The 21647-nt window shown below is 63.8% G+C and carries 23 protein-coding genes and 1 tRNA gene; 12 read left to right on the forward strand and 12 right to left on the reverse strand.

Annotation, left to right across the window (positions count from 1 at the left end; genetic code table 11):
- The first annotated feature begins 146 nt into the window (after positions 1-146).
- The 9 genes from BMI87_RS14690 to BMI87_RS14730 all read left to right on the forward strand — a co-directional run bounded on the left by BMI87_RS14690 (position 147) and on the right by BMI87_RS14730 (position 10669).
- The gene (locus BMI87_RS14690; RefSeq protein ID WP_078522362.1) at positions 147-2123 is read left to right on the forward strand and encodes a long-chain fatty acid--CoA ligase; all 1977 of its coding nucleotides are present in this window, start codon (positions 147-149) and stop codon (positions 2121-2123) included.
- Complete coding sequence (locus BMI87_RS14695) at positions 2120-2941, forward strand: ABC transporter ATP-binding protein (protein WP_078522363.1); 822 nt, start codon at positions 2120-2122, stop codon at positions 2939-2941. The genes BMI87_RS14690 and BMI87_RS14695 overlap by 4 nt, the downstream gene beginning before the upstream one ends.
- A 38-nt stretch (positions 2942-2979) precedes the next feature.
- Positions 2980-3969, forward strand: a complete 990-nt coding sequence (locus tag BMI87_RS14700) for a branched-chain amino acid ABC transporter permease (protein ID WP_078522364.1) — start codon at positions 2980-2982, stop codon at positions 3967-3969.
- Positions 3970-4117: 148 nt separating this feature from the next.
- Complete coding sequence (locus tag BMI87_RS14705; protein ID WP_078522365.1) at positions 4118-4297, forward strand: hypothetical protein; 180 nt, start codon at positions 4118-4120, stop codon at positions 4295-4297.
- Positions 4298-4337: 40 nt separating this feature from the next.
- Positions 4338-5414 carry a branched-chain amino acid ABC transporter permease gene (locus BMI87_RS14710; RefSeq protein ID WP_078522366.1) on the forward strand — a complete coding sequence of 359 codons (1077 nt, stop codon included), beginning with the start codon at positions 4338-4340 and terminating at the stop codon, positions 5412-5414.
- A gap of 73 nt (positions 5415-5487) precedes the next feature.
- On the forward strand, positions 5488-6774 hold the full coding sequence (locus BMI87_RS14715; RefSeq protein ID WP_078522367.1) for an ABC transporter substrate-binding protein: 1287 nt from the start codon (positions 5488-5490) through the stop codon (positions 6772-6774).
- Positions 6775-6832: 58 nt separating this feature from the next.
- Positions 6833-7657 (forward strand): ABC transporter ATP-binding protein, encoded by an 825-nt coding sequence (locus BMI87_RS14720; protein ID WP_078522368.1) that lies wholly within the window; start codon positions 6833-6835, stop codon positions 7655-7657.
- A gap of 89 nt (positions 7658-7746) precedes the next feature.
- Positions 7747-8967, forward strand: coding sequence for a phenylacetate--CoA ligase family protein (locus BMI87_RS14725; RefSeq protein WP_078522369.1), 1221 nt, complete (start codon positions 7747-7749; stop codon positions 8965-8967).
- A gap of 52 nt (positions 8968-9019) precedes the next feature.
- Positions 9020-10669 carry a peptidoglycan-binding protein gene (locus BMI87_RS14730; protein ID WP_168175219.1) on the forward strand — a complete coding sequence of 550 codons (1650 nt, stop codon included), beginning with the start codon at positions 9020-9022 and terminating at the stop codon, positions 10667-10669.
- Between the two features lie 95 nt (positions 10670-10764).
- Here BMI87_RS14730 and ykgO read toward each other — a convergent pair whose 3' ends face one another.
- The gene (gene ykgO / locus BMI87_RS14735) at positions 10765-10890 is read right to left on the reverse strand and encodes a type B 50S ribosomal protein L36 (protein ID WP_038074920.1); all 126 of its coding nucleotides are present in this window, start codon (positions 10888-10890) and stop codon (positions 10765-10767) included.
- A gap of 81 nt (positions 10891-10971) precedes the next feature.
- A tRNA-Val gene (locus BMI87_RS14740) sits at positions 10972-11046 on the reverse strand.
- Positions 11047-11226: 180 nt separating this feature from the next.
- Between BMI87_RS14740 and BMI87_RS14745 the strand changes: the two genes are divergently transcribed.
- Positions 11227-12093: an N-formylglutamate amidohydrolase gene (locus BMI87_RS14745; protein WP_108722330.1), complete on the forward strand. Its 867-nt coding sequence runs from the start codon at positions 11227-11229 to the stop codon at positions 12091-12093.
- A gap of 1 nt (position 12094) precedes the next feature.
- Here BMI87_RS14745 and BMI87_RS14750 read toward each other — a convergent pair whose 3' ends face one another.
- Positions 12095-13357, reverse strand: a complete 1263-nt coding sequence (locus BMI87_RS14750; protein WP_078522371.1) for a DNA polymerase IV — start codon at positions 13355-13357, stop codon at positions 12095-12097.
- A 156-nt stretch (positions 13358-13513) separates the two neighbouring features.
- Positions 13514-16135 (reverse strand): ATP-dependent chaperone ClpB, encoded by a 2622-nt coding sequence (clpB, locus tag BMI87_RS14755; RefSeq protein WP_078522372.1) that lies wholly within the window; start codon positions 16133-16135, stop codon positions 13514-13516.
- Between the two features lie 197 nt (positions 16136-16332).
- Between clpB and BMI87_RS14760 the strand changes: the two genes are divergently transcribed.
- The gene (locus BMI87_RS14760) at positions 16333-16542 is read left to right on the forward strand and encodes a hypothetical protein (RefSeq protein ID WP_078522373.1); all 210 of its coding nucleotides are present in this window, start codon (positions 16333-16335) and stop codon (positions 16540-16542) included.
- A gap of 81 nt (positions 16543-16623) precedes the next feature.
- Positions 16624-17325, forward strand: a complete 702-nt coding sequence (pyrF, locus tag BMI87_RS14765) for an orotidine-5'-phosphate decarboxylase (RefSeq protein ID WP_078522415.1) — start codon at positions 16624-16626, stop codon at positions 17323-17325.
- 10 nt (positions 17326-17335) lie between these two features.
- On the opposite strand, the gene BMI87_RS14770 is transcribed toward pyrF, so the two are convergent.
- The 8 genes from BMI87_RS14770 to def (BMI87_RS14800) form a co-directional block, all read right to left on the reverse strand.
- Positions 17336-17575: a hypothetical protein gene (locus tag BMI87_RS14770; RefSeq protein ID WP_078522374.1), complete on the reverse strand. Its 240-nt coding sequence runs from the start codon at positions 17573-17575 to the stop codon at positions 17336-17338.
- A 156-nt stretch (positions 17576-17731) separates the two neighbouring features.
- Positions 17732-18040, reverse strand: coding sequence for a hypothetical protein (locus BMI87_RS14775; RefSeq protein WP_078522375.1), 309 nt, complete (start codon positions 18038-18040; stop codon positions 17732-17734).
- A gap of 112 nt (positions 18041-18152) precedes the next feature.
- The gene (locus tag BMI87_RS14780; RefSeq protein ID WP_078522376.1) at positions 18153-18428 is read right to left on the reverse strand and encodes an NfeD family protein; all 276 of its coding nucleotides are present in this window, start codon (positions 18426-18428) and stop codon (positions 18153-18155) included.
- Positions 18428-19270 carry an SPFH domain-containing protein gene (locus tag BMI87_RS14785; RefSeq protein ID WP_371326890.1) on the reverse strand — a complete coding sequence of 281 codons (843 nt, stop codon included), beginning with the start codon at positions 19268-19270 and terminating at the stop codon, positions 18428-18430. Before BMI87_RS14785 ends, BMI87_RS14780 begins: the two co-directional genes overlap by 1 nt.
- A gap of 60 nt (positions 19271-19330) precedes the next feature.
- A complete protein-coding gene (locus BMI87_RS22570; RefSeq protein WP_168175220.1) occupies positions 19331-19489 on the reverse strand; it encodes a hypothetical protein in 159 nt (52 codons plus the stop codon).
- A 95-nt stretch (positions 19490-19584) separates the two neighbouring features.
- Positions 19585-20481, reverse strand: a complete 897-nt coding sequence (fmt, locus tag BMI87_RS14790; RefSeq protein WP_078522378.1) for a methionyl-tRNA formyltransferase — start codon at positions 20479-20481, stop codon at positions 19585-19587.
- Positions 20482-20484: 3 nt separating this feature from the next.
- The gene (def, locus tag BMI87_RS14795; RefSeq protein ID WP_078522379.1) at positions 20485-20985 is read right to left on the reverse strand and encodes a peptide deformylase; all 501 of its coding nucleotides are present in this window, start codon (positions 20983-20985) and stop codon (positions 20485-20487) included.
- The gene (def, locus tag BMI87_RS14800) at positions 20985-21530 is read right to left on the reverse strand and encodes a peptide deformylase (protein WP_075775430.1); all 546 of its coding nucleotides are present in this window, start codon (positions 21528-21530) and stop codon (positions 20985-20987) included. The genes def (BMI87_RS14795) and def (BMI87_RS14800) overlap by 1 nt, the downstream gene beginning before the upstream one ends.
- Positions 21531-21647: the final 117 nt, after the last annotated feature.

Here is a 21647-nt window from a genome sequence, read left to right on the forward strand (position 1 = left end):
GCGCAGCGAAGCGGTAAGAATTCGTTACAATCACGAAAAGATCACGAAAACTTTGACATGGACTGTCGAGCCATGCCGAACTGTGCGCGGAGGAGCGCCCGGTGCGGTCGAGGGACGCCGGACATACCGGCGCGAGGGAGGAAAATTTGGCTGACGCAGTCGCGAAGGGGCAGGAGTCTGCCCAATCGATTCCTGCGCTTTTGGCGCGGAACGTGGCCCGATATGGTGGCTACCCCGCCTATCGCGAAAAGGAATTCGGGATCTGGCAGAGCTGGAGCTGGGCCGAAGCGGCCGAGGAAATCCGCGCGATGGCGCTGGGCTTCCTGAGCCTCGGCGTGGAACGGGGCGATTATATCGCCATCATCGGGCGCAACCGCCCCATGCATTACTGGTCGATGGTCGCGGCGCAGATGTGCGGCGCGATTCCGGTGCCGCTCTATCAGGACGCGGCGGCCGACGAGATGGCCTATGTGATGGAGCATTGCGGCGCGCGCTTCGTCGTCTGCGGCGACCAGGAGCAGGTCGACAAGATCGTCGAGATCGAGGACCGCATCCACGCGATCACCCATGTCACCTACACCGACAAGCGCGGCATGCGGAAATACGACCACTCGCGCATGAACGCGCTGGAGGACGTGCAGGCCGAGGGCCGAGCGGGCCATTCGCGCTACGAGGCCGAGCTGGACAAGCGCATCGCCGAGCTGACCTATGACAGCACCTGCGTGATGCTCTACACCTCGGGCACGACGGGCAAGCCGAAGGGCGTGGTCCTGTCGAACCGCAACATCATCGAGACCGCCAAGGCGTCCTCGGAATTCGATCACCTGAACCATAACGACGAGGTTCTGGCCTACCTGCCGATGGCATGGGTGGGCGATTTCATCTTCTCGATCGGGCAGGCCTATTGGTCGGGCTTCACCGTGAACTGCCCCGAAAGCCCCGAGACGATGATGATCGACCTGCGCGAGATCGGTCCGACTTATTTCTTCGCGCCGCCGCGGGTCTTCGAGAACCAGCTGACCTCGGTGATGATCCGCATGGAAGATGCGGGCAAGCTGAAGAAGAAGCTGTTTGACCACTACATGAAGGTCGCGCGCGACGTCGGTCCCGACATTCTCGACGGCAAGCCCGTCAGCTTCGGCAAGCGGATGTCCTATGCGCTGGGCAATTTCTTCGTCTATGGCCCGCTCAAGAACACGCTGGGCTTCTCGCGCATCCGCGTGGGCTACACGGCGGGCGAGGCGATCGGGCCGGAGATCTTCTCCTTCTACCGTTCGCTCGGGATCAACCTGAAGCAGCTCTACGGTCAGACCGAGGCGTCGGTCTTCATCACCCAGCAGCCCGATGGCGAAGTGCGCGCCGATACGGTGGGTGTGCCGTCCCCGGGCGTCGAGGTGAAGATCGCCGACAATGGCGAGGTTTTCTATCGCAGCCCCGGCACGTTCGTGGAGTATTACAAGAACCCCGAGAGCACCGCCTCGACCAAGGATCCGGAAGGTTGGGTCGCCACCGGCGATGCGGGCTTCTTCGAGGAAGACACCGGGCATCTGCGGATCATCGACCGCGCGAAGGACGTGGGCAAGATGGCCGACGGTCGCCTGTTCGCGCCGAAATATGTCGAGAACAAGCTGAAATTCTATCCCTCGATCCTCGAGGCGGTGGTGTTCGGTGCGGGCAAGGACCGGTGCACGGCCTTCGTCAATATCGACCTCACTGCGGTCGGCAACTGGGCCGAGCGCAACAACATCTCCTACGCCTCCTATCAGGAGCTTGCGGGCCATCCGCGCGTCTATGAGATGATCCGCGAGCATGTCGAAGAGGTGAATGAGAGCATCGCCGAAGACCCGATGCTCTCGGGCTGCCAAGTCCATCGCTTCCTGATCCTGCACAAGGAACTCGACGCCGATGACGGCGAGATGACCCGCACGCGCAAAGTGCGTCGCAACGTGATCGCCGAGAAGTTCAACGACCTGATCGAGGCGCTCTATGACGGGCGTGACGAGATCTACACCGAAACGGAAGTGACCTACGAGGACGGGCGCAAAGGCTCGATCAAGGCGACGCTGAAGATCGCCGACGCGAAGGTCGTGGCCCCGAAACAGATGGCGGAGGCGGCGGAATGAAAGACATGAACGAAGGTTACGTCACCGCCGACGGCCGCCAGATCGGCGGGGTCATCATGGAGATGAAGAACATCACGCTGCGCTTTGGCGGGGTGGTGGCGATCAAGGATATCTCCTTCGACATCCGCGAGGGCGAGATCCGCGCGATCATCGGGCCGAACGGCGCGGGGAAATCCTCGATGCTGAACGTCATCTCGGGCTTCTACATCCCGACCGAAGGCGAGGTGTTCTACAAAGGCATCAAGCGCGGGCCGATGAAACCCTATCAGGTCGCGCGCCTCGGTATCGCGCGCACCTTCCAGAACATCGCGTTGTTCGACGGCATGTCGGTGCTCGACAACATCATGACCGGCCGGCTGACCCATATGAAGAAGGGCCTCATGTCGCAGGCGGGCTGGTGGTGGACGGGTGCCGCCGCCGAGGAGCACGAGAACCGCGAGAAGGTCGAGAAGATCATCGACTTTCTCGAGATTCAGAATATCCGGAAAACGCCGGTGGGGCGTCTGCCTTACGGCCTGAAGAAGCGGGTCGAGCTGGCGCGCGCATTGGCCGCCGAGCCGAAGATCCTGCTGCTCGACGAACCGATGGCCGGGATGAACGTCGAAGAGAAAGAGGACATGAGCCGCTTCATCCTCGACGTGAACGACGAATTCGGCACCACCATCGTCCTGATCGAACACGATATGGGCGTCGTGATGGACCTCTCCGACCGGGTCGTCGTGATGGATTACGGCAAGAAGATCGGTGACGGCACGCCCGACGAGGTGCGCAGCAACCAAGACGTGATCGACGCCTATCTGGGGGTGGCCCATGACTGAGACCATCCGCATCGCAATTCAGACATCGGAGGCGCGTCATGCCTGATATCGTTCTCTATGCCGCCGAGGTGACGCTGAACGGCCTGATGGCAGGGGTGCTCTATGCGCTCGTGGCGCTGGGCTTCGTGCTGATCTTCAAAGCCTCTGGCATCTTCAACTACGCGCAGGGCGTGCTCGCGCTCTTCGCGGCGCTGACGCTGGTCGGCATCCAGAAGGGGCAAGTGCCCTTCGCCCATCTCATCAACGCGATGACGGGCAATCACTATACGAATTTCCCGTGGGAGGTTCCGGCAATCGTCGCGATCGTGCTGGCGGGGGCCGTGATGGTCGTGCTCGCGATCATCATCGAGAAAGTGGTGCTCAAGCATCTGGTCAATCAGGCGCCGATCATCCTCTTCATGGCGACAATCGGGATGGCCTATTTCCTCGAAGGTTTCGGGGACGTGATGTGGGGCTCTGACATCAAGACGCTCGATGTGGGGCTGCCGCAGGGCATCAACGAGACCATCGACACCGTCACCTACAACATGTTCGGCTACGGCTTCTTCATCGACAATCTCGATATCGTGGCCGCGATCGTCGCGGTGCTGCTAGTGTCGGCGCTCACCGTGTTCTCGCAATACTCCAAGCAGGGCCGGGCGCTGCGCGCCGTGGCCGACGATCACCAGGCCGCGCTGTCGGTCGGGATCTCGCTGCGCTTCATCTGGATCCTCGTCTGGTCCATCGCGGGCTTCGTGGCGCTGGTCGCCGGCATCATGTGGGGCTCGAAATCGGGCGTGCAGTTCTCGCTGTCGCTGATCGCGCTCAAGGCGCTGCCGGTGCTGATGCTGGGCGGCTTCACCTCGATCCCGGGCGCCATCGTCGGCGGTCTGATCATCGGTGTGGGCGAGAAGCTGTTCGAACTGCTGATCGGGGCCCCCTTCCTTGGCGGCGCGACCGAGAACTGGTTCGCCTATGTCCTCGCGCTCGTCTTCCTCGTCTTCCGGCCGCAGGGCCTGTTCGGCGAGAAGATCATCGAGAGGGTCTGACCGATGATCACGACGCTTTCACGCCACGGTGAAAAATTCCTTGATCGAGCCGCAGGGGTGCGACAAGCTGCCACATGTCGCGGCGTCAAGGGGAGGGGAGCCCAGTGTCGTCGCGCTGATGTGACGATCATTGGGAGGACCGTTACCGATGAAGACCTGCGCAACCGTGTTCACGATTGGCTGGGGAGCCGCGCTCGCATTCGGATGGATCGCGCTGGCCGCGCCGCCGGAAGAACCGACAACCTTGCAAACACTGAATATCGTGCTGGCCGCCTTGGGGGCGGGAGCCGGGCTCTGGGCCTGGCTGAGGATCCGGCGCGGCTGCTGACGGGGGACGATGCGCTCTCCCCGACGAAAGGGAGAGGCTGATGTTTTACCGCGAAGCAGGTGATTTCAAGACATCCTACCGGGAGGACAGCCAGACCTTCCCGATCAAGTTCGACCGGCTGCGCTACTACGCGGTGCTGGCGGTCGCTTTCGGGATCGTGCCACTGTTCATCAACGACTACTGGGCGAACGCGGTCGCGGTGCCCTTCCTGATCTACGCCATCGCGGCGATCGGGCTGAACATCCTCGTGGGCTACGCGGGGCAGGTCAGCCTTGGTACCGGGGGCTTCATGGCTGTGGGCGCCTATGCCGTCTACAAGCTGATGACGGCCTTCCCCGACATCAACATCTTCTTCCACGTCATCATCGCGGGGTTCATCACCGCCGCTGTGGGCGTGATCTTCGGCCTGCCGAGCCTGCGCATCAAAGGTTTCTACCTCGCGGTGGCGACGCTGGCGGCGCAGTTCTTCCTCGTCTGGCTCTTCAACAAGGTGCCGTGGTTCTACAACTACTCGGCCTCGGGTCAGATCAACGCGCCCGAGCGTACCGTGTTCGGCGTCTTCGTGACCGGCGCGCAGACCTCGGCGATGGCGAAATATATGTTCTGCCTCGTGATGCTGACGCTGGTGGCGCTGGTCGCGCGCAATCTGACGCGCGGCACGGTGGGACGCAAATGGATGGCGATCCGCGACATGGATATCGCCGCCGAGATCATCGGGGTGAACCCGCTGACGACGAAACTGTCGGCCTTCGCGGTCAGCTCCTTCTTCATCGGCATCGCCGGCGCGCTGTTCTTCGCGGTCTATCTGGGCGCGGCAGAAGTGGGCGAAGCCTTCGGCATCCAGAAATCGTTCCTGATCCTCTTCATGGTGATCATCGGCGGTCTGGGCTCGATCTTCGGATCCTTCGCGGGCGCTGCCTTCCTCGTGCTGCTGCCGGTCTTCCTGAAGAACGTGCTCGTCGGCACGCTCGGTTGGCCCACGGACCTCGCCGCGCATATCGAACTGATGATCGTCGGCGGGCTGATCGTGGCCTTCCTGATCGCGGAACCGCATGGCCTCGCGCAGCTCTGGCGCGTCGCGAAAGAGAAACTCCGGCTTTGGCCCTTCCCGCACTGAGGGCCGGGCCGCCCAACACAAAGAACCGGGACACGCCCGGCGCAACACTCGAACATTCTGGGAGGAGAACCGAATGAAGAAGACCCTAACCGCACTGGTCGCGGCGGCGATGACGCTGACCACGGCCCCGGCTTTCGCCGAACTGGTGGTGCCGAACCTCAGCTATCGCACCGGGCCCTATGCCGCAAACGGCATTCCCTATGCCGATGGCTTCAACGACTATTTCACCCTGCTCAACGAGCGTGACGGCGGCATCGGCGGCGAGATGGTTGCCACTCCCGAATGCGAAACCGCCTACAACACCGAGAAGGGCGTGGAATGCTACGAGTCGACCAAGGGCGAAGGCGCGCTGGCCTATAACCCGCTCTCGACCGGCATCACCTATCAGCTGATCCCGAAGGTCACCGCTGACGGAATCACGCTCTACACCCCGGGCTACGGCCGCACCTCGGCTGCGAACGGCAAGGTGTTCAAGTGGGTCTTCAACTTCCCGGCCAACTACTGGGACGGCGCCTCGGTCGCGATCAAACATATCATTGATCAGGAAGGCGGCGACATCAGCGGTAAGAAAATCGCACTGGTCTATCACAACTCCGCCTATGGCAAGGAGCCGATCCGCACGCTCGAAGAGCTGGCCAAGAAGCACGGTTTCGAGCTTTCGACCCTGCCCGTCGACCACCCCGGTCAGGAGCAGAAGTCGCAATGGCTGCAGATCCGTCGTGACAAGCCCGACTATGTCCTGATGTGGGGCTGGGGCGTCATGAACCAGGTCGCTATCCAGGAAGCCGTGAACATCCGCTTCCCGATGGATCACTTCATCGGCGTCTGGTGGTCGGGTTCGGAGAACGATGTGGCTCCGGCAGGCGACAAGGCCTCGGGCTACAAGGCGCTCTCGTTCCACGGCACCGGTATGGACTACCCGGTCTATGCGGACCTCAAGCAATATGTCGTCGACGCCGGCAAAGCGTCGGGCGCAGGCGATCAGGTCGGCACGATGCTCTATTCGCGCGGCATGTACGCGGCGATGATCATCTCCGAAGCGATCCGCAAGGCGCAGGAGATGGCCGGCAAGTCGAACGTCAACGCCGCTGAAGTGCGCGACGGTTTCGAGAACCTCGATCTCACCGAAGCCCGTCTGGAAGAGCTCGGCCTGCCGAACTTCGCCCAGCCGATCAAGGCGAGCTGCGAGAACCACGGGGGCCCCGGCTCCGCCAAGGTCTTCCAGTGGGATGCCGGTGCGAAGAAGTGGAACGAAGCCTCTGACTGGATCGAATCCGACAAGGACGTGCTGAACCCGCTGATCGAAGAAGATTCCGCAGCCTTCGCTTCGGAAAACAACATCACCGACCAGTGTAACTGATCGAAAACGGCCTCCGGCGCGCGCCGCCGGGGGCCACCCCAACGTCCCGGAGAGAACCATGCTCGACGCTTCGAAAACCGATAACACCCTTCTCGAGGTCAACAATATCGAGGTGATCTACAATCACGTCATCCTCGTGCTGAAAGGGGTGAGCCTGAGCGTGCCCAAGGGCGGGATCACCGCGCTTCTGGGCGGCAACGGCGCGGGCAAGACGACGACGCTCAAGGCGATCTCCAACCTGCTCAAATCCGAGCGCGGCGAGGTGACGAAAGGCTCGATCACCTATCGCGGCGAACGGGTGCAGGACGGCTCCCCCGCCGATCTGGTCCGCAAGGGCGTGATCCAGGTGATGGAGGGGCGCCATTGCTTTGAACACCTGACCGTCGAGGAAAACCTGCTGACCGGCGCCTATACCCGCAAAGATGGGCGCGCCGCGATCCAGGCCGATCTGGAGATGGTCTACGACTATTTCCCGCGCCTCAAGGAGCGCCGCAAATCGCAGGCGGGCTATACCTCGGGCGGGGAGCAGCAGATGGTCGCCATGGGTCGCGCGCTGATGAGCCGCCCCGAGACGATCCTGCTGGACGAACCCTCGATGGGTCTCGCGCCGCAGCTGGTGGAGCAGATCTTCGAGATCGTGAAATCGGTCAACGAGAACGAGGGCGTGACCTTCCTTCTGGCCGAGCAGAACACCAACGTCGCGCTGCGCTACGCCCATTACGGCTACATTCTGGAGAGCGGGCGCATCGTGATGGACGGTCCCGCCAAGGAATTGCGCGAGAACCCGGACGTGAAGGAATTCTACCTCGGCATGTCCGACGAGGGCCGCAAGAGCTTCCGCGACGTGCGCAGCTACCGCCGCCGCAAGCGCTGGCTGGCGTAACGTTAACTTACTGTTTCAATTGAATTGCTGCGCAGCGTTTTGGGCGCGGAATAGGAGCGGTTTGTCCGCTGAACGGAAAGGGTCGAGAGATGCGCGAACATTTCGACGAATTGGAAACCCGCAGCGCCGACGCGCGTGACGCCTCTCTGGCGGAGTGCCTGCCGGCTCTGATCGGCGCGGCGATGAAGGCTCCGGGGATCGCGGCGCATCTGCAAGGCGTCGACCCGAGCGCGATCACCTCGCGCGAGGCGCTCGCGAAGCTGCCGGTGCTGCGCAAGTCCGACCTCGGGGCTGCGCAGAAAGGCGCGCCGCCCTTCGGGGGGCTGGTCACGAAACCCGCCCATGCCTTCGCGCATATCTTCCAGTCGCCCGGCCCGATCTACGAGCCCGGCGATACCAGCCACAACTGGTGGCGGTTGGGGCGTTTCGTCCATGCCGCAGGCGTCGGTCCCGGCGATATCGTGCAGAACTGCTTCGGCTATCACCTTACCCCGGCGGGCATGATGTTCGAGAATGCCGCGCGCACGGTCGGCGCCGCCGTTCTGCCTGCGGGCACCGGCCAGACCGAATTGCAGGTGCGCGCCGCCGTCGATATCGGCACCACCACTTACGCGGGCACGCCTGATTACCTGCGCATCATCCTTGAGAAGGCCGAGGAGATGGGCGAGGCGCTGAAAATCACCAAGGCCACCGTATCGGGCGGCGCGCTCTTCCCGTCTCTGCGTCAGGATTATGCGGATCGCGGGATCTCCTGCCTGCAATGCTACGCCACCGCCGATCTGGGCAATATCGCCTATGAGAGTTCCGCGATGGAGGGGATGATCGTCGACGAGGGCGTGATCGTCGAGATCGTCCGCCCCGGCACCGGCGATCCGGTGGCCCCCGGCGAGGTTGGCGAAGTCGTCGTGACCACGCTCAATCCCGACTACCCGCTGATCCGCTTCGCGACCGGTGATCTCTCGGCGGTGATGGAAGGCGTCAGCCCCTGCGGGCGCACCAATATGCGCATCAAGGGCTGGATGGGGCGCGCCGATCAGACGACCAAGATCAAGGGCATGTTCGTGCGCCCGGAGCAGGTCGCCAGCTTCGTCTCGGCCCATGCAGAGGTGCAAAAAGCTCGCGTCATCGCCACGCGCGATGGCGAGATGGACGTGATGACCGTGCAGATCGAGACCGAGGCCGACGATCCCGCCCGCTTCGACGGTGGTATCCGCGAGGCGCTGAAGATGAAGGGCGTGATCGAACTGGTGTCGCCCGGCTCTTTGCCCAATGATGGGAAGGTCATCGACGACCAGCGGAAATACGACTGAGGAACCGCGCGCGCACTCAAGGGGTTTCTCCGGAAAGAGAGTGGAGGACCCCATGCGTAAACTTCTTCTGACAGGTGCCGCGATCGCGGCGCTTGGCCTTCCCGCCCATGCCGCCGATCTGGCGCTGGTGCTGGGCAATTCTGATTATCAGCGGATCGACGATCTTCGCTCGGGCACTGCCCTGACCGATAGCGAAGCAAAGCTGCAGACGGCGGGCTTCTCGGTGCTGATCGAGGATGATGCCGACGCGGCCGAGATCCGTTCCCGCTTCCGTGATTTCGTGACCCGCGCACCCGAGGCCGAGCGGCTGGTCGTGGCGCTCTCGGGCCGTTTTGTCCATTCTGACGGCGAGACATGGTATCTGCCGGTCGACGCCCGCGACACCTCGCTGCCCGAAGCGGTGAGCGAGGCGCTGCCGCTGTCGGCCGTTATGACCGTGCTCGCCGCCCATCCGGGGCGCGCATTGCTGCTGCTTGGGTCGGCGGATGATGAGGGCAACGGCCAAGGCCTGACCCAGCCGGGGATCGGGACGCTCGACATTCCGCAGGGCGTGACCGTGCTGCGCGGCAGCCCTAAGGATGTGGCCAGCCTCATGTCGGGCAACCTGACCGAGCCCGGCGCTTCGCTGATGCAATCGGCGCAGTCCGAAGACCTGCGCGCGAGCGGCTACATGCCGAGTGATTTCGTACTGGTCACCGAGCCGACGGGCAAGAAACCCGCCCCGGTGAAAACCCCCGCGGCTGACCCGTCAGCCCCCTATTGGGACATGGCGCGTTCCGAGGACACGATCACCGCCTATCAGCTCTATCTCGACCGCTATCCGAATGGCACGAATGCCGCTCAGGCGAAGCAGCGTATCCAGCAACTGCGTGACGAGCCTCAGCGGCAAGCGAAGGCTGCAGAAGAGGCGCTGAACCTCAGCCGCGATCAGCGTCGCGAGGTGCAGCAGAACCTGACGATCCTGAAATTCGATCCGAAAGGCGTCGACGGTATCTTCGGGCCGGGCTCGCGTGGGGCAATCGCGCGCTGGCAGAAAGCCAACGGCTTCGACGACACCAGCTATCTGACCCGCGCGCAGCTCACCGCGCTGTCGGCGCAGGGCGAGAAGCGCGCCGCCGAGCTGAAGGCCGAGGCCGAGGCCCGTCAGGCCAAGATCGACCAGCAGGACCGCGCCTATTGGGAGCAGACCGGCAAGGCGGGTGATGAGGCCGGGCTGCGCGCCTACCTCAAGAAATATCCCGACGGGCTGTTTGCGGAACTCGCGCAGGAGCGCCTCGACAAGATCGAAGCGGACCGCCGCGATGAAGCGCAGTCGGCCGATCGCGCCGATTGGGACGTCGCACGTAAAGCCGACACCATCGCCAGCTACCGTGACTATCTGGCAAGCCGCTCCGACCCGGCCTTCAAAGCTGAGGCCGAGGCGCGCATCGCCGAGCTGCAGCAACAGAATCAGCAAAGCGACGCGATGGACGCGGCCGCCGCGAAAGAGGCCGCCCTCAACCTGCCCGGCGTCGCGAAATCGCTGGTGGAGCAACGCCTCGCCCAAATGGGCCTGAAGCCCGGCAAGGTCGACGGCGTCTTCGACAAAGATACGCGCCGCGCGATTCGCCGCTATCAGACCGCAGGCGGGCTGGAAGCGACCGGCTATCTCGATCAGGCCACCGTTGCGCAGCTTCTGGCCGGGGCGATCGGCGCGCGTTAAGCGCCGATCCCTATCAGCCTCAGATCGCTGAACAAAGGAAAAGGCCGCGCCGGGAAATCCCTGGCGCGGCCTTTATTCGTTTCGGCTCGGCTGCCTCAGCCCTGGCGGGCTTTGAAGCGCTTCTGCGTCTTGTTGATCACGTAGACGCGGCCTTTGCGGCGCACGACCTGGCAATCGCGATGACGCTGCTTGAGCGAGCGGAGCGAGTTGCGGACCTTCATCGGCCTTCTCCTGTATCGCGGCGCGCGGTGCGCCTTGAAAAACGAATGCCCCGGGCTTGCAAGCCGGGGGCGGTGAATAGATGGTGGGCGGTACTGGGATCGAACCAGTGGCCACTACGATGTCAACGTAGTGCTCTACCGCTGAGCTAACCGCCCACACCCGTGCGATCCCGTTTGATGCCTTTGATTCGCGCTTGCGGCTAGGCCGCGAAGGGAACCGAAAGGCGCGGTGTCGCGTCGGTCTGGGGGTCTATATAAAGAGTCGAAACGGCTTTCAAGAGGGTTTTGGCGTGAAAGCGTTCCAGTGTAAGATATTAGGCGATCATAAGAGGTTTCATGTCCGACAGCCCAGCCCTTTTGCCGCCGTTCCGGCTGGTTCGCCCCAAGGCGTTGCGGACGGCTGCGGTCTTCGCCTCGCCCCATTCCGGTGCGCAATACCCGCATAGCCTGCAGGAACGGGCCGTTCTGGACATGCTGCGCCTGCGGTCTTCCGAAGATGCTTTCGTCGATGAGCTGCTGGCGGATGTGCCGCGATTCGGCGCGCCGCTTCTCTGCGCGCAGTATCCGAGGGCCTGGGTCGATCTCAACCGGGCAGAGGACGAACTTGATTCGGCGCTGATCGCCGGGCTGGACCGGGCGCATCCGGGGCCGCGTGTCGCTGCCGGGCTCGGGGTGATTCCACGTGTGGTGTCCGGTGCGCGGGCGATCTATCGCGGCAAGATCCCGATGATCGAGGCCGAGGCGCGGATCAACCATGTCTGGCGGCCCTATCACGCGCAGCTCGAGGCGCTGATGGCCGAGGCGCATGGCGCTTTCGGGCAGGCAATTCTTCTCGATATGCATTCGATGCCCTCCGAGGCGCTGGCCACGACCGGCCCGCGCCGTGCGGAGATCGTGCTTGGCGATCGCTACGGCACCAGCGCCGACCGGGAGATCGTGCGCGAGATCGAACTGATCTTCGAAGGCGAAGGGCTGAACGTGGCGCGCAACAGCCCCTTTGCCGGGGCCTATATCACCCAGCGCTACGGGCATCCGCGCGAGGGATATCACGCGATCCAGATCGAGATCGACCGCGCCCTCTACATGGATCAGCACCGCATCGCGCCGAACGAGAATTTCAATGCGTTCGCGGCGCTGATGAGCCGGGTGGCGCGTCAGATCGCCGATCTCGGGGCACATCCGCTGCGTCACGCGGCGGAGTAAGTCACTCCCCGTCCCAGCCGCGCCCGTTGCGGATCGCATCCGCCCCGAATCGGGCCCGGATCGCATCTTTCGCCCGCTCCGCTGTTGCGCGCTTGCCCGCGTAAGGGTCGAGCAGGTCGCCCGCCGGATCGCGCCCATCGGCCGCCGAGAGGTCCGAAAACCCGATCCCGATCAGACGGTAGGCTTGGCCCTTCGGCAGCTTGTCGAACAGCGTCTCGCCCGCGCGATAGAGCGTGTCGGCCAATTGGCTCGGCTCCTCCAGCCGGGTCTGCCGTGTCACGGTCGCGAAATCAGCCTTCTTGAGCTTCAGCGTCACCGTCCGCCCCGCCAGATCGCGCGCCTTCATCCGGGCCGAGACCTTCTCGGCTAGATGCCAAAGCTTGCCCATCAGCGCCTCGCGATCGGCGATGTCGGTGTTGAAGGTGGTCTCGTTCGACACCGATTTCATCGGCGAGTCTGGAGAGACCCGCCGCGCATCTTGGCCGCTGGCCAACTCAAACAGCCGCCGCCCCGACGCGCCGAAACGGTCCTCCATCCGCGACAGCCCCGCGCGGCGGATATCGGCGAGCGTGCGAATGCCCGCGCGCCCCAGGGCCGAGCGCGTCGCTGCCCCCACGCCCCAGAGGATCGACACCGGCTTGTCGCGCAGAAACTCTTCCGTATCGCCGCGCCCGATCACCGAAAACCCGCGCGGCTTGTCGAGATCCGAGGCGATCTTGGCGAGAAACTTGTTATGCGAAAGACCCACCGAGGCTGTGACCCCGATCTCCGTCTCGATCTCGCGCGCAAGCCGCGCCATCAGGAGCGCGGGCGGCGCATGATGTAGCCGCTCCGTTCCGCCCAGATCGAGAAACGCTTCGTCGAGCGAGAGCGGCTCGATCAGCGGCGTCAGCTCGACCATCTTCGCCCGGATCTCGCGCGAGACGCTGGCGTAATGCTCCATCCGCGGTTTGATGATCACCGCGTCCGGGCACAGCTTGCGGGCCTGAAACATCGGCATGGCCGAGCGCACGCCCGAGATTCGCGCGATGTAACAGCAGGTCGTCACCACCCCGCGCGTGCCGCCGCCCACGATGACCGCCTGCGAAGACAGTTCGGGATTGTCGCGCTTCTCGACCGAGGCATAGAAACTGTCGCAATCGATATGTGCGATGGGCAGGTCGAACAGCTCCGGATGCGCCACGATCCGCGCCTTGCCGCAGGCGGGGCAACGCTTCGGCGCCTCGTCAAAACTCTTCAGGCAATCGCGGCAAAGGGCAGGCATGGGGACTCGATCCGGGAAACACCCCTTAGATACCCTCTCTTCCTCTTGGCGGAAATATCCCGGGGTGAATTGGCGTAGCCAAGAGGGGCAGCGCCCCTGACGCTGACGAAAAAGGGGCGGATCGCTCCGCCCCTCTCAATCGGTTTTCAGCTAGGTTTAGTGCAGCGGCACGCCATCGGCAGGCTTCGTGCCCCCCAAAGGCGCGCTGTGGCCGCCGACGATCAGGCCGTTCGGGCCCGCGGTGACTTCGACCGTCGCACCGTCCATGATCTCGCCGCCAAGGATCGCCTCGGCCAGCGGATCCTGCAGCGAACGCTGGATCACGCGTTTCAGGGGGCGTGCGCCATAGACCGGGTCGTAGCCCGCATCGGCGAGCCACTTGTGGGCCGACTCGTCCAGCTCCAGCGTGATCTTGCGCTGTGCCAGACGTTTCTCCAGCCGCTTGAGCTGGATCTCCACGATCCCGTCCATGTTCTCGCGGTTCAGGCGATCGAAGATCACCATCTCGTCGAGACGGTTCAGGAATTCGGGGCGGAAATGCGCCCGCACCGCATCCATCACCTGACGCTTGGCTTCGCCCGCATCCGCGCCTTCCGGCAGCTGGCTGAGCGCCTGCGAGCCGAGGTTCGAGGTCAGCACGATCAACGTCTGCTTGAAGTCGACCGTGCGGCCCTGACCATCGGTCAGCACACCATCGTCGAGCACCTGCAGCAGCACGTTGAACACGTCCGGGTGCGCCTTCTCGACCTCGTCGAACAGCACGACCTGATAGGGACGCCGCCGGACCGCTTCGGTCAGAACGCCACCCTCGTCATAGCCGACATAGCCAGGAGGGGCACCGATCAGCCGCGCCACGGAGTGTTTCTCCATGAACTCGGACATGTCGATCCGCACCATCGCCTGATCGTCGTCGAACAGGTAATTCGCGACGGCCTTGGTCAGCTCGGTCTTGCCCACCCCGGTCGGGCCGAGGAAGAGGAACGAGCCCAGCGGGCGGTTCTCATCGTTCAGCCCCGCACGCGCACGGCGCACGGCGTTCGACACGGCGGTGATCGCCGCATCCTGACCGACGACGCGCTTGTGCAGCTCGTCTTCCATCTTCAGCAGCTTCTCGCGCTCGCCTTCCAGCATCTTCGAGGTCGGGATGCCGGTCCAGCGTTCGACCACTTCGGCGATCTGCTCGGGACGCACCGATTCCTCGACCATCAGCTCTTCGCCTTCGGCCTCGTCGGCTGCGGCGAGTTGCTTCTCGAGGCTCGGGATGATGCCGTAGCTCAGCTCACCGGCGCGGGCGAGATTGCCTTCGCGCTTGGCTTGGTCGAGCTCGGCCCGGGCCTTGTCGAGTTGCTCTTTGAGGTTGCGACCCGATTCCAGCTTGTCCCGCTCGGCCTGCCACTTGGCAGTCATTTCCGAAGCGCGATCCTGCAGATCGGCCAGTTCCTTCTCGAGCTTCTCGAGACGGTCCTTCGACGCGGTGTCGTCCTCTTTCTTCAGCGCTTCCGCTTCGATCTGCATCTGCAGGATCTGACGGTCGAGCGCATCGAGCTCCTCGGGCTTGCTGTCCACTTCCATGCGCAGACGCGAGGCGGCCTCGTCCACTAGGTCGATCGCCTTGTCGGGCAGGAAGCGGTCGGTGATGTAGCGATGCGAGAGCGTCGCAGCCGAGACCAGAGCCGAGTCGGAGATTTTCACCCCGTGGTGGAGTTCGTATTTCTCCTTGATACCGCGCAGGATCGAGATCGTGTCCTCGACCGTCGGCTCTTCCACCATCACGGGCTGGAAACGCCGGGCCAAAGCCGCGTCCTTCTCGACATATTTGCGGTATTCATCGAGCGTCGTGGCGCCCACGCAGTGCAGCTCACCGCGGGCCAGCGCCGGCTTGATCAGGTTGGCCGCATCCATCGCGCCATCGGATTTCCCAGCACCCACGAGCGTGTGCATCTCGTCGATGAAGAGGATGATCTCGCCAGCCGCGGCCTCGATTTCCTTGAGGATCGCCTTCAGACGCTCTTCGAATTCACCGCGATATTTCGCACCCGCGATCAGAGCGCCCATGTCGAGCGCGAGGAGCCGCTTGTCGCGCAGGCTCTCCGGCACGTCCCCGTCGATGATGCGCAGCGCGAGACCTTCCGCGATCGCGGTCTTACCCACGCCGGGTTCACCGATCAGAACCGGGTTGTTCTTGGTCCGGCGCGACAGCACCTGCATCGCGCGGCGAATTTCCTCGTCGCGGCCGATGATCGGGTCGATCTTGCCCTGCTCGGCGGCCTCGGTCAGATCGCGCGCGTATTTCTTGAGCGCCTCATAGCCCTCTTCGGCCGAGGCCGAATCCGCCGTGCGGCCCTTGCGCAGATCGTTGATCGCGGCGTTGAGCTTCTGCGCCGTCACTGCGCCCGCATCGAGCGCATCCTTGGCGCGCGTGTTCACCATGGCCAGCGCCATCAGCACACGTTCGACCGGCACGAAACTGTCGCCCGCCTTCTTGGCAAGCTTCTCGGCCTCGTCGAGCACCCGCACGAGGCTCTGCTCGACATAGACCTGCCCGTCGCCGCCCGACACTTTCGGCAGCTTGCCGACCGCCAGATCGACGGCTTCGAGCACGCGGGCAGGCTCGCCGCCGGCGCGTTTGATCAGATTGGCCGACAGCCCCTGATCGTCATCCATCAAAGCCTTCAGAAGATGCTCGGGCACCACACGTTGATGACCCTCGCGCATCGCGATCGTCTGCGCGGCCTGAAGGAAACCGCGAGACCGCTCCGTGAACTTCTCCATGTTCATCGGCATTCTCCTTTTTTAAAGCCCCCGGGATGTGTCTGGCCCTATATTAGGCGCCGTCCTGACCGGGTCTCGATATGAAAAATGGGATGTGGCGCATCCCGCTTCAAGAGCTTTATGGCGACCATTTCGCCGCAGGTGGAAACCAAAACGCAAGGTTTAGCGTTTACGCAAGGACACCCATGCAGGAGGCTCCGAGGATGCATCATGCCAGCGCCACGCATATCGCGCGCCTGATTTACAACGCCGCGCAGCGCCGTTTCGAGGCGGTCGTCGAATTCTTCACCCCCGGGATCGCGCAGCCGCTGCGGGTGCCCGTTCGGGTCGAAGCCAGCCCCAACATTTCGCATCGCCAGCTCGCCCGCGCGCTGACCCGCGAAGCGCAACGTCGTGGCATCGGCGGGCTGTGATCCCGCGAACGGCTTGACGTAGCGGCGATTGATCCGCATCAGGGGGCGATCTTGAAAAGGAGCGCCCCAGCGATGACCGACATGACCCTGCCCGCCGACGACCGTCTCATCGTCGCCCTCGACGTGCCGAGCGCCTATGAAGGCCTCGTGCTGGCGAACCAGCTGGGCGACTCGGTGTCCTTCTACAAGATCGGTCTGGGGATGCTCACCGGCGGCGGCCTCGCGCTGGCCAGCGAGTTGAAGCAGGATCAGGGCAAGCGCATCTTCCTCGACATGAAGCTGTTCGATATCGGCGCGACGGTCGAGAACGCCGTGCGCGGGCTGGCGCAGTTCGATCTCGACTTCCTGACCGTGCATGGCGACCCCTATGTGGTGAAGGCCGCCAAGGAAGGCGCGGCGGGTACCGATCTGAAAATCCTCGCCGTGACGATCCTGACCTCGCTCGACCGCGAGGACCTGAACGGGGCGCTGATCAAGGACGGCGCGATCAGCGACCTGGTGGCGGAGCGTGCAGGGCGAGCCTTCGAGGCCGGTGCGGATGGCGTGATCGCCTCGCCGCAGGAGGCCGCGATGATCCGCGCGCTGCCCGAGGCGGAGGGCCGTCTGATCGTGACGCCGGGCGTGCGTCCCACCGGGGCCGATCTCGGCGATCAGAAGCGGATCGCGACTCCGGCAGCGGCGGTGGGCGCAGGTGCTGACCATATCGTCGTCGGTCGCCCGATCCACCGCGCGCCCGATCCGCGGGCTGCGGCGGAAGCGATCCTCAAAGAATTGCAGGGCTGATTAGCATTTCTTACTGACCGTCGCCGCCTGTCGCCGGGCCGCTCGTCTTCGAGTCGGGCGCCACGTCGACCTTCGCGGCATTCGGGTCGGACATCTGCTGCTCGCTCGGCGGGTCGGTGGCGGCGTCGTCACCCCCGTCGATTGGCGTATCGGCAACGAGCCAGACCACGACACCCAGTGCCGCGACCAGCGCAACCAGGGTGAGTATCAGGCCGCCGATACTGCTCTGTCGGTTCGAATCCTTGGCCATTCTTGCTCGCCTCTTCGCTTTGATCCCTCGGTAAAGGAAACGCGAGGCTCTGACCTGCGTTCCTCCTCCCGTCATCAGATAGGCGGAGCATGGCGCAAAATGAAACGGCGCCCCGCAGGACGCCGCTTCACTTGCACGTGATCTGCGAAAGCGGGATCAGTTCGAACCGCCGCTTTGCGTGGTGGCCTCAGCCGAGGCGCCGCTCGTGTCGGTGCTGCCGCTGTCGCTGGCTGCGGCATCGCCCGAGGCGTCGGCGCTCGACGAGTCCGCCGGGGCTGCGTTGTCGTTGTTCTCGATCGTGACCGAGGTGGCGCTCGCATCGCTCTCGGTGGGCGCAGTGCTGGCGCTTTCGTCCCCGGGCGACATCATGAGCCAAAGAACGATGCCGAGGGCGACGACGACCGCGCCCAGAACGAAATAGATGCCGCCCAGACCCGAGCGTTCGTGATTATGCGTGTCAGACATGATGATCTCCTGTCGATGTTCATCTCTCTGTATTGGCGAGAGAACATCGACAGGCTGCTTCCGGTTCCCGCGATGCGCGGGAAGTCGCCGGCAGCGGTTTCGTCACAGGTCTTCAGTTCTCGTTGATATCGTCATGCCATTGCTTCACCTGACCGCGCCGCACGCCCATCAGTTTGCGCAGCGCGAGCCATGCGATGATCGACAGAACCGCGAAGGTGATCAGCGTGATCGGCACCGACTTTCCGACGATGCCGATCCAGATCAGCCCGCCGGTGATCACCGCCCCGATCGAGAAGCCGAGGAAGATGAAACCGGGGATGATCATCTCGGCCCCGCCCAGCACCAGACCGGCCAGAACCCAGACCCACGGAAGTTGCCAGAGGTCCATCACGCTTTCCTCAAAAGCTGGAAGGCGTCGGTAAAGGCCTCGAGGGCGGCGGCAGGCAGGATCACGGTCTGCTTGCCTTCGCCCTTGGCCACCTGAGTCAGCGCGTCGACCTGTTTCAGCGCGACCTGATATTGCGCGGCCTCCAAGCCGTTCTTCGCAATCGCCAGCGCGACGACTTCCGTGGCATAGGCTTCTGCATCGGCAGAGATGCGGCGCGCTTCGGCCTCTTTCTGTGCCTGGAATAGCTGCGCTTCGGCGGCGAGTTCGACCGCGCGCTTCTTGCCCTCGGCCTCGGTCACCTGCGCCCGGCGTGCGCGCTCGGCATTGAGCTGTTGCAGCATCGCGGCGCGGGTCGCCTCGTCGAGATTGACGTCGAGAATCTCGGCGCGCGTTACCTCGATCCCCCAATCGTCGACCATCACGGCGACCTGTTCGCGGACCTTCTCGATCAGGCGGGCACGGTTCGATTGCACCTCGTCGAGCTCGATCACCCCGATCTCGGAGCGCACGATCCCGGCCACCGTTGTCGCGATCGCGGCGTCGACATCGCGGATGCGGTAGACGGTCTTTTCCGGTTCGGTGATCCGGTAGAAGACCGAGGTCTCGACCTTCACGAGCACGTTGTCGGCGGTGATCGCGTCCTGCATCGCGTTGGGCAGCTGGCGCTCGAGGATCGAGATCTTGTGTGGCACCCGGTCGAGGAATGGCACGATGAAGTTGATGCCGGGGCCAAGCACCGCGCGCAGCCGCCCGAAGCGCTCCACGACGTGCTTCTCGGATTGCGGCACGATCCGCACGCCGAGGAAGACCGACAGGATCAGCAGAACCGCGACGGCGATCATCACGATATCGCTGCCGGTTAGGGAATTAGGGAAATACATCTGGGCCTCGACCTTCTGAACTCACACTTGATTACCGGGAAAGACGCGCAAGGCGAGCAGCGTCAGCACCACGAGCACGGCCCAGCCACCGGGCCGTGAGATGAGCCAGACCGCGAGCGCGAAGCCTATCCCGACGATACGACTGCTCGCCGTCGCGAGAAAGCCGAACAGCACGCCCATCAGGCGAATTCCATCAAATAGGGGGTCATCGACTGCTCCTTGTGGTTTTTCCACAAGTTTGCCGCAACTTCCGCGATTTGGGAAGGCTGTTGCGCTCAGCCTAGGCGTGCAGGCAGGCGCAGGCCACGCAACACGTCGGCGCCGGACATCGGGCGCTTGCCCGGGCGTTGCGCGGTCAGAATCTCCAGTGCGCTCGTGCCGCAGGCGATGGTAAACCCGTCGAGGATCTCGCCCGGTGCGCCGCTTCCCTCTGCCGGGGCGGCGCGCAGCAGCTTGATCCGTTCACCTGCGATCTCGGTCCAAGCGCCGGGGAAGGGCGAGAGACCGTTGATATGCCGGATCACCTCGTCGGCCGGGCGCGTCCAGTCGACCTGCGCTTCGGCCTTGTCGATCTTCGCGGCATAGGTGACGCCATCCTCGGGCTGCGGCTGCAGGATCAGCGAGTCGATCTCCGACAGCGCGTCGAGGATCAGCCGCGCGCCCATCGCGCTCAGCCGATCATGCAGCTCGCCGGTGGTCTCGGTTGCGCCGATCTCGGTCGCTTCGCGCAGCAGGACCGGCCCGGTATCGAGCCCGGCCTCCATCTGCATGATGCAGATGCCGGTCTGGCTGTCGCCCGCCATGATCGCCCGGTGGATCGGGGCCGCCCCGCGCCAGCGCGGCAAAAGTGAGGCGTGGATATTCAGGCATCCCTTCGCGGGCGCATCCAGAATGGCCTGCGGCAGGATCAGCCCGTAGGCTACCACGACCGCGATATCGGCATTCAGCGCGGCGAAGGCCTCGCGGTCCTCGGGGGCTTTGAAGTTCCGCGGGGTGCGCACCTCGATCCCCAGTTCCTCAGCCTTGGCATGGACCGGCGAGGGGCGCTCTTTCTTGCCGCGACCGGCGGGGCGGGGCGGCTGGCTATAGACGGCGACAACCTCATGCGCGCCGGCCAGCGCCTCCAGAACGGGGACGGAGAACTCCGGCGTTCCCATGAAGATGACGCGCATCGCTTAGCCTTTCGCGAGTTTCTTCGACTTCTGCACCAGCATCTTGCGGCGCAAGGGCGAGAGATGATCGACATACATCTTGCCGTTGAGGTGGTCGATCTGGTGCTGGACGCTCGTCGCCCAGAGGCCCACGAAATCGCGGTCCTCCATCTCGCCGTCTTCATTGAGGAAGCGCACCGTCACCGCGCGGGGCCGTTCTATCGGGGCGGAAATACCTGGCAGGTTCGGCGAGGCCTCTTCATGCTTGCGCATCTGCACCGACGCATGAAGCACTTCCGGGTTCGCCATCCGCACAGCCTGACCGCGCTTGTCGGATGCGTCGACCACGGCGAGGCGCATCATGATGCCGATCTGGGGGGCGGCAAGCCCAACGCCCGGCATCGCATCCATCGTCTCGACCATGTCGTCCCAGATCATCCGAACGGTCTCGGTGATCGTCTCGACCGGCTCGGCCGGGCGATGCAGGCGGCGGTCGTCATAGGGGATGAAGGCGCGCGAAGCCATCAGAGGATCGGATCCTTGGCGGCGCCCGCACGGGCGCGCTCGCGCTTGAGCTTCTCCATCTTGCGGGTGATCATCTTGCGCTTCATCGGACCGAGATAGTCGATGAACAGCTTGCCGTTGAGGTGATCGAACTCGTGCTGCGCGCAGGTCGCCCAGAGCGCGTCGAACTGCTCCTCATGGCTTTGCCCGTCGAGGCCGAGCCACTTCATCCGCACCTCGGAGGGGCGCGTCACCTCGGCATATTGATCCGGGATCGACAGGCAGCCTTCCTCGTAGACATTGGTCTCTTCCGAAGTCCAGCTGATCTCGGGATTGATCAGGACCATCGGCTCGGGGGCCGCTTCCTTGTCCTTCACGCAATCCATCACGAAGATCCGCTTCATCACGCCGACCTGCGGCCCGGCCAAGCCGATGCCGGGCGCGTCATACATGGTCGCGAGCATGTCATCGGCGAGCTTGCGGATCTCGTCGTTAACTTCGGGCACCGGCTCGCAAACCTTTTTCAGGCGCGGATCGGGATGGATCAGGATCGGTCGTAGCGTCATGGGCAGGGATTTAGGCGAAGCAATGCGTCTGTGCAATGGCAGCGGTGATTGTGCCAGTGACAAAACGCCGTTTGTAACCCGGCTTTGCTTTTGCTCAGATGCGCCCGATCCGACCAA

The organism is Thioclava sp. F28-4 (assembly GCF_002020045.1).
GTDB lineage: Bacteria > Pseudomonadota > Alphaproteobacteria > Rhodobacterales > Rhodobacteraceae > Thioclava > Thioclava sediminum.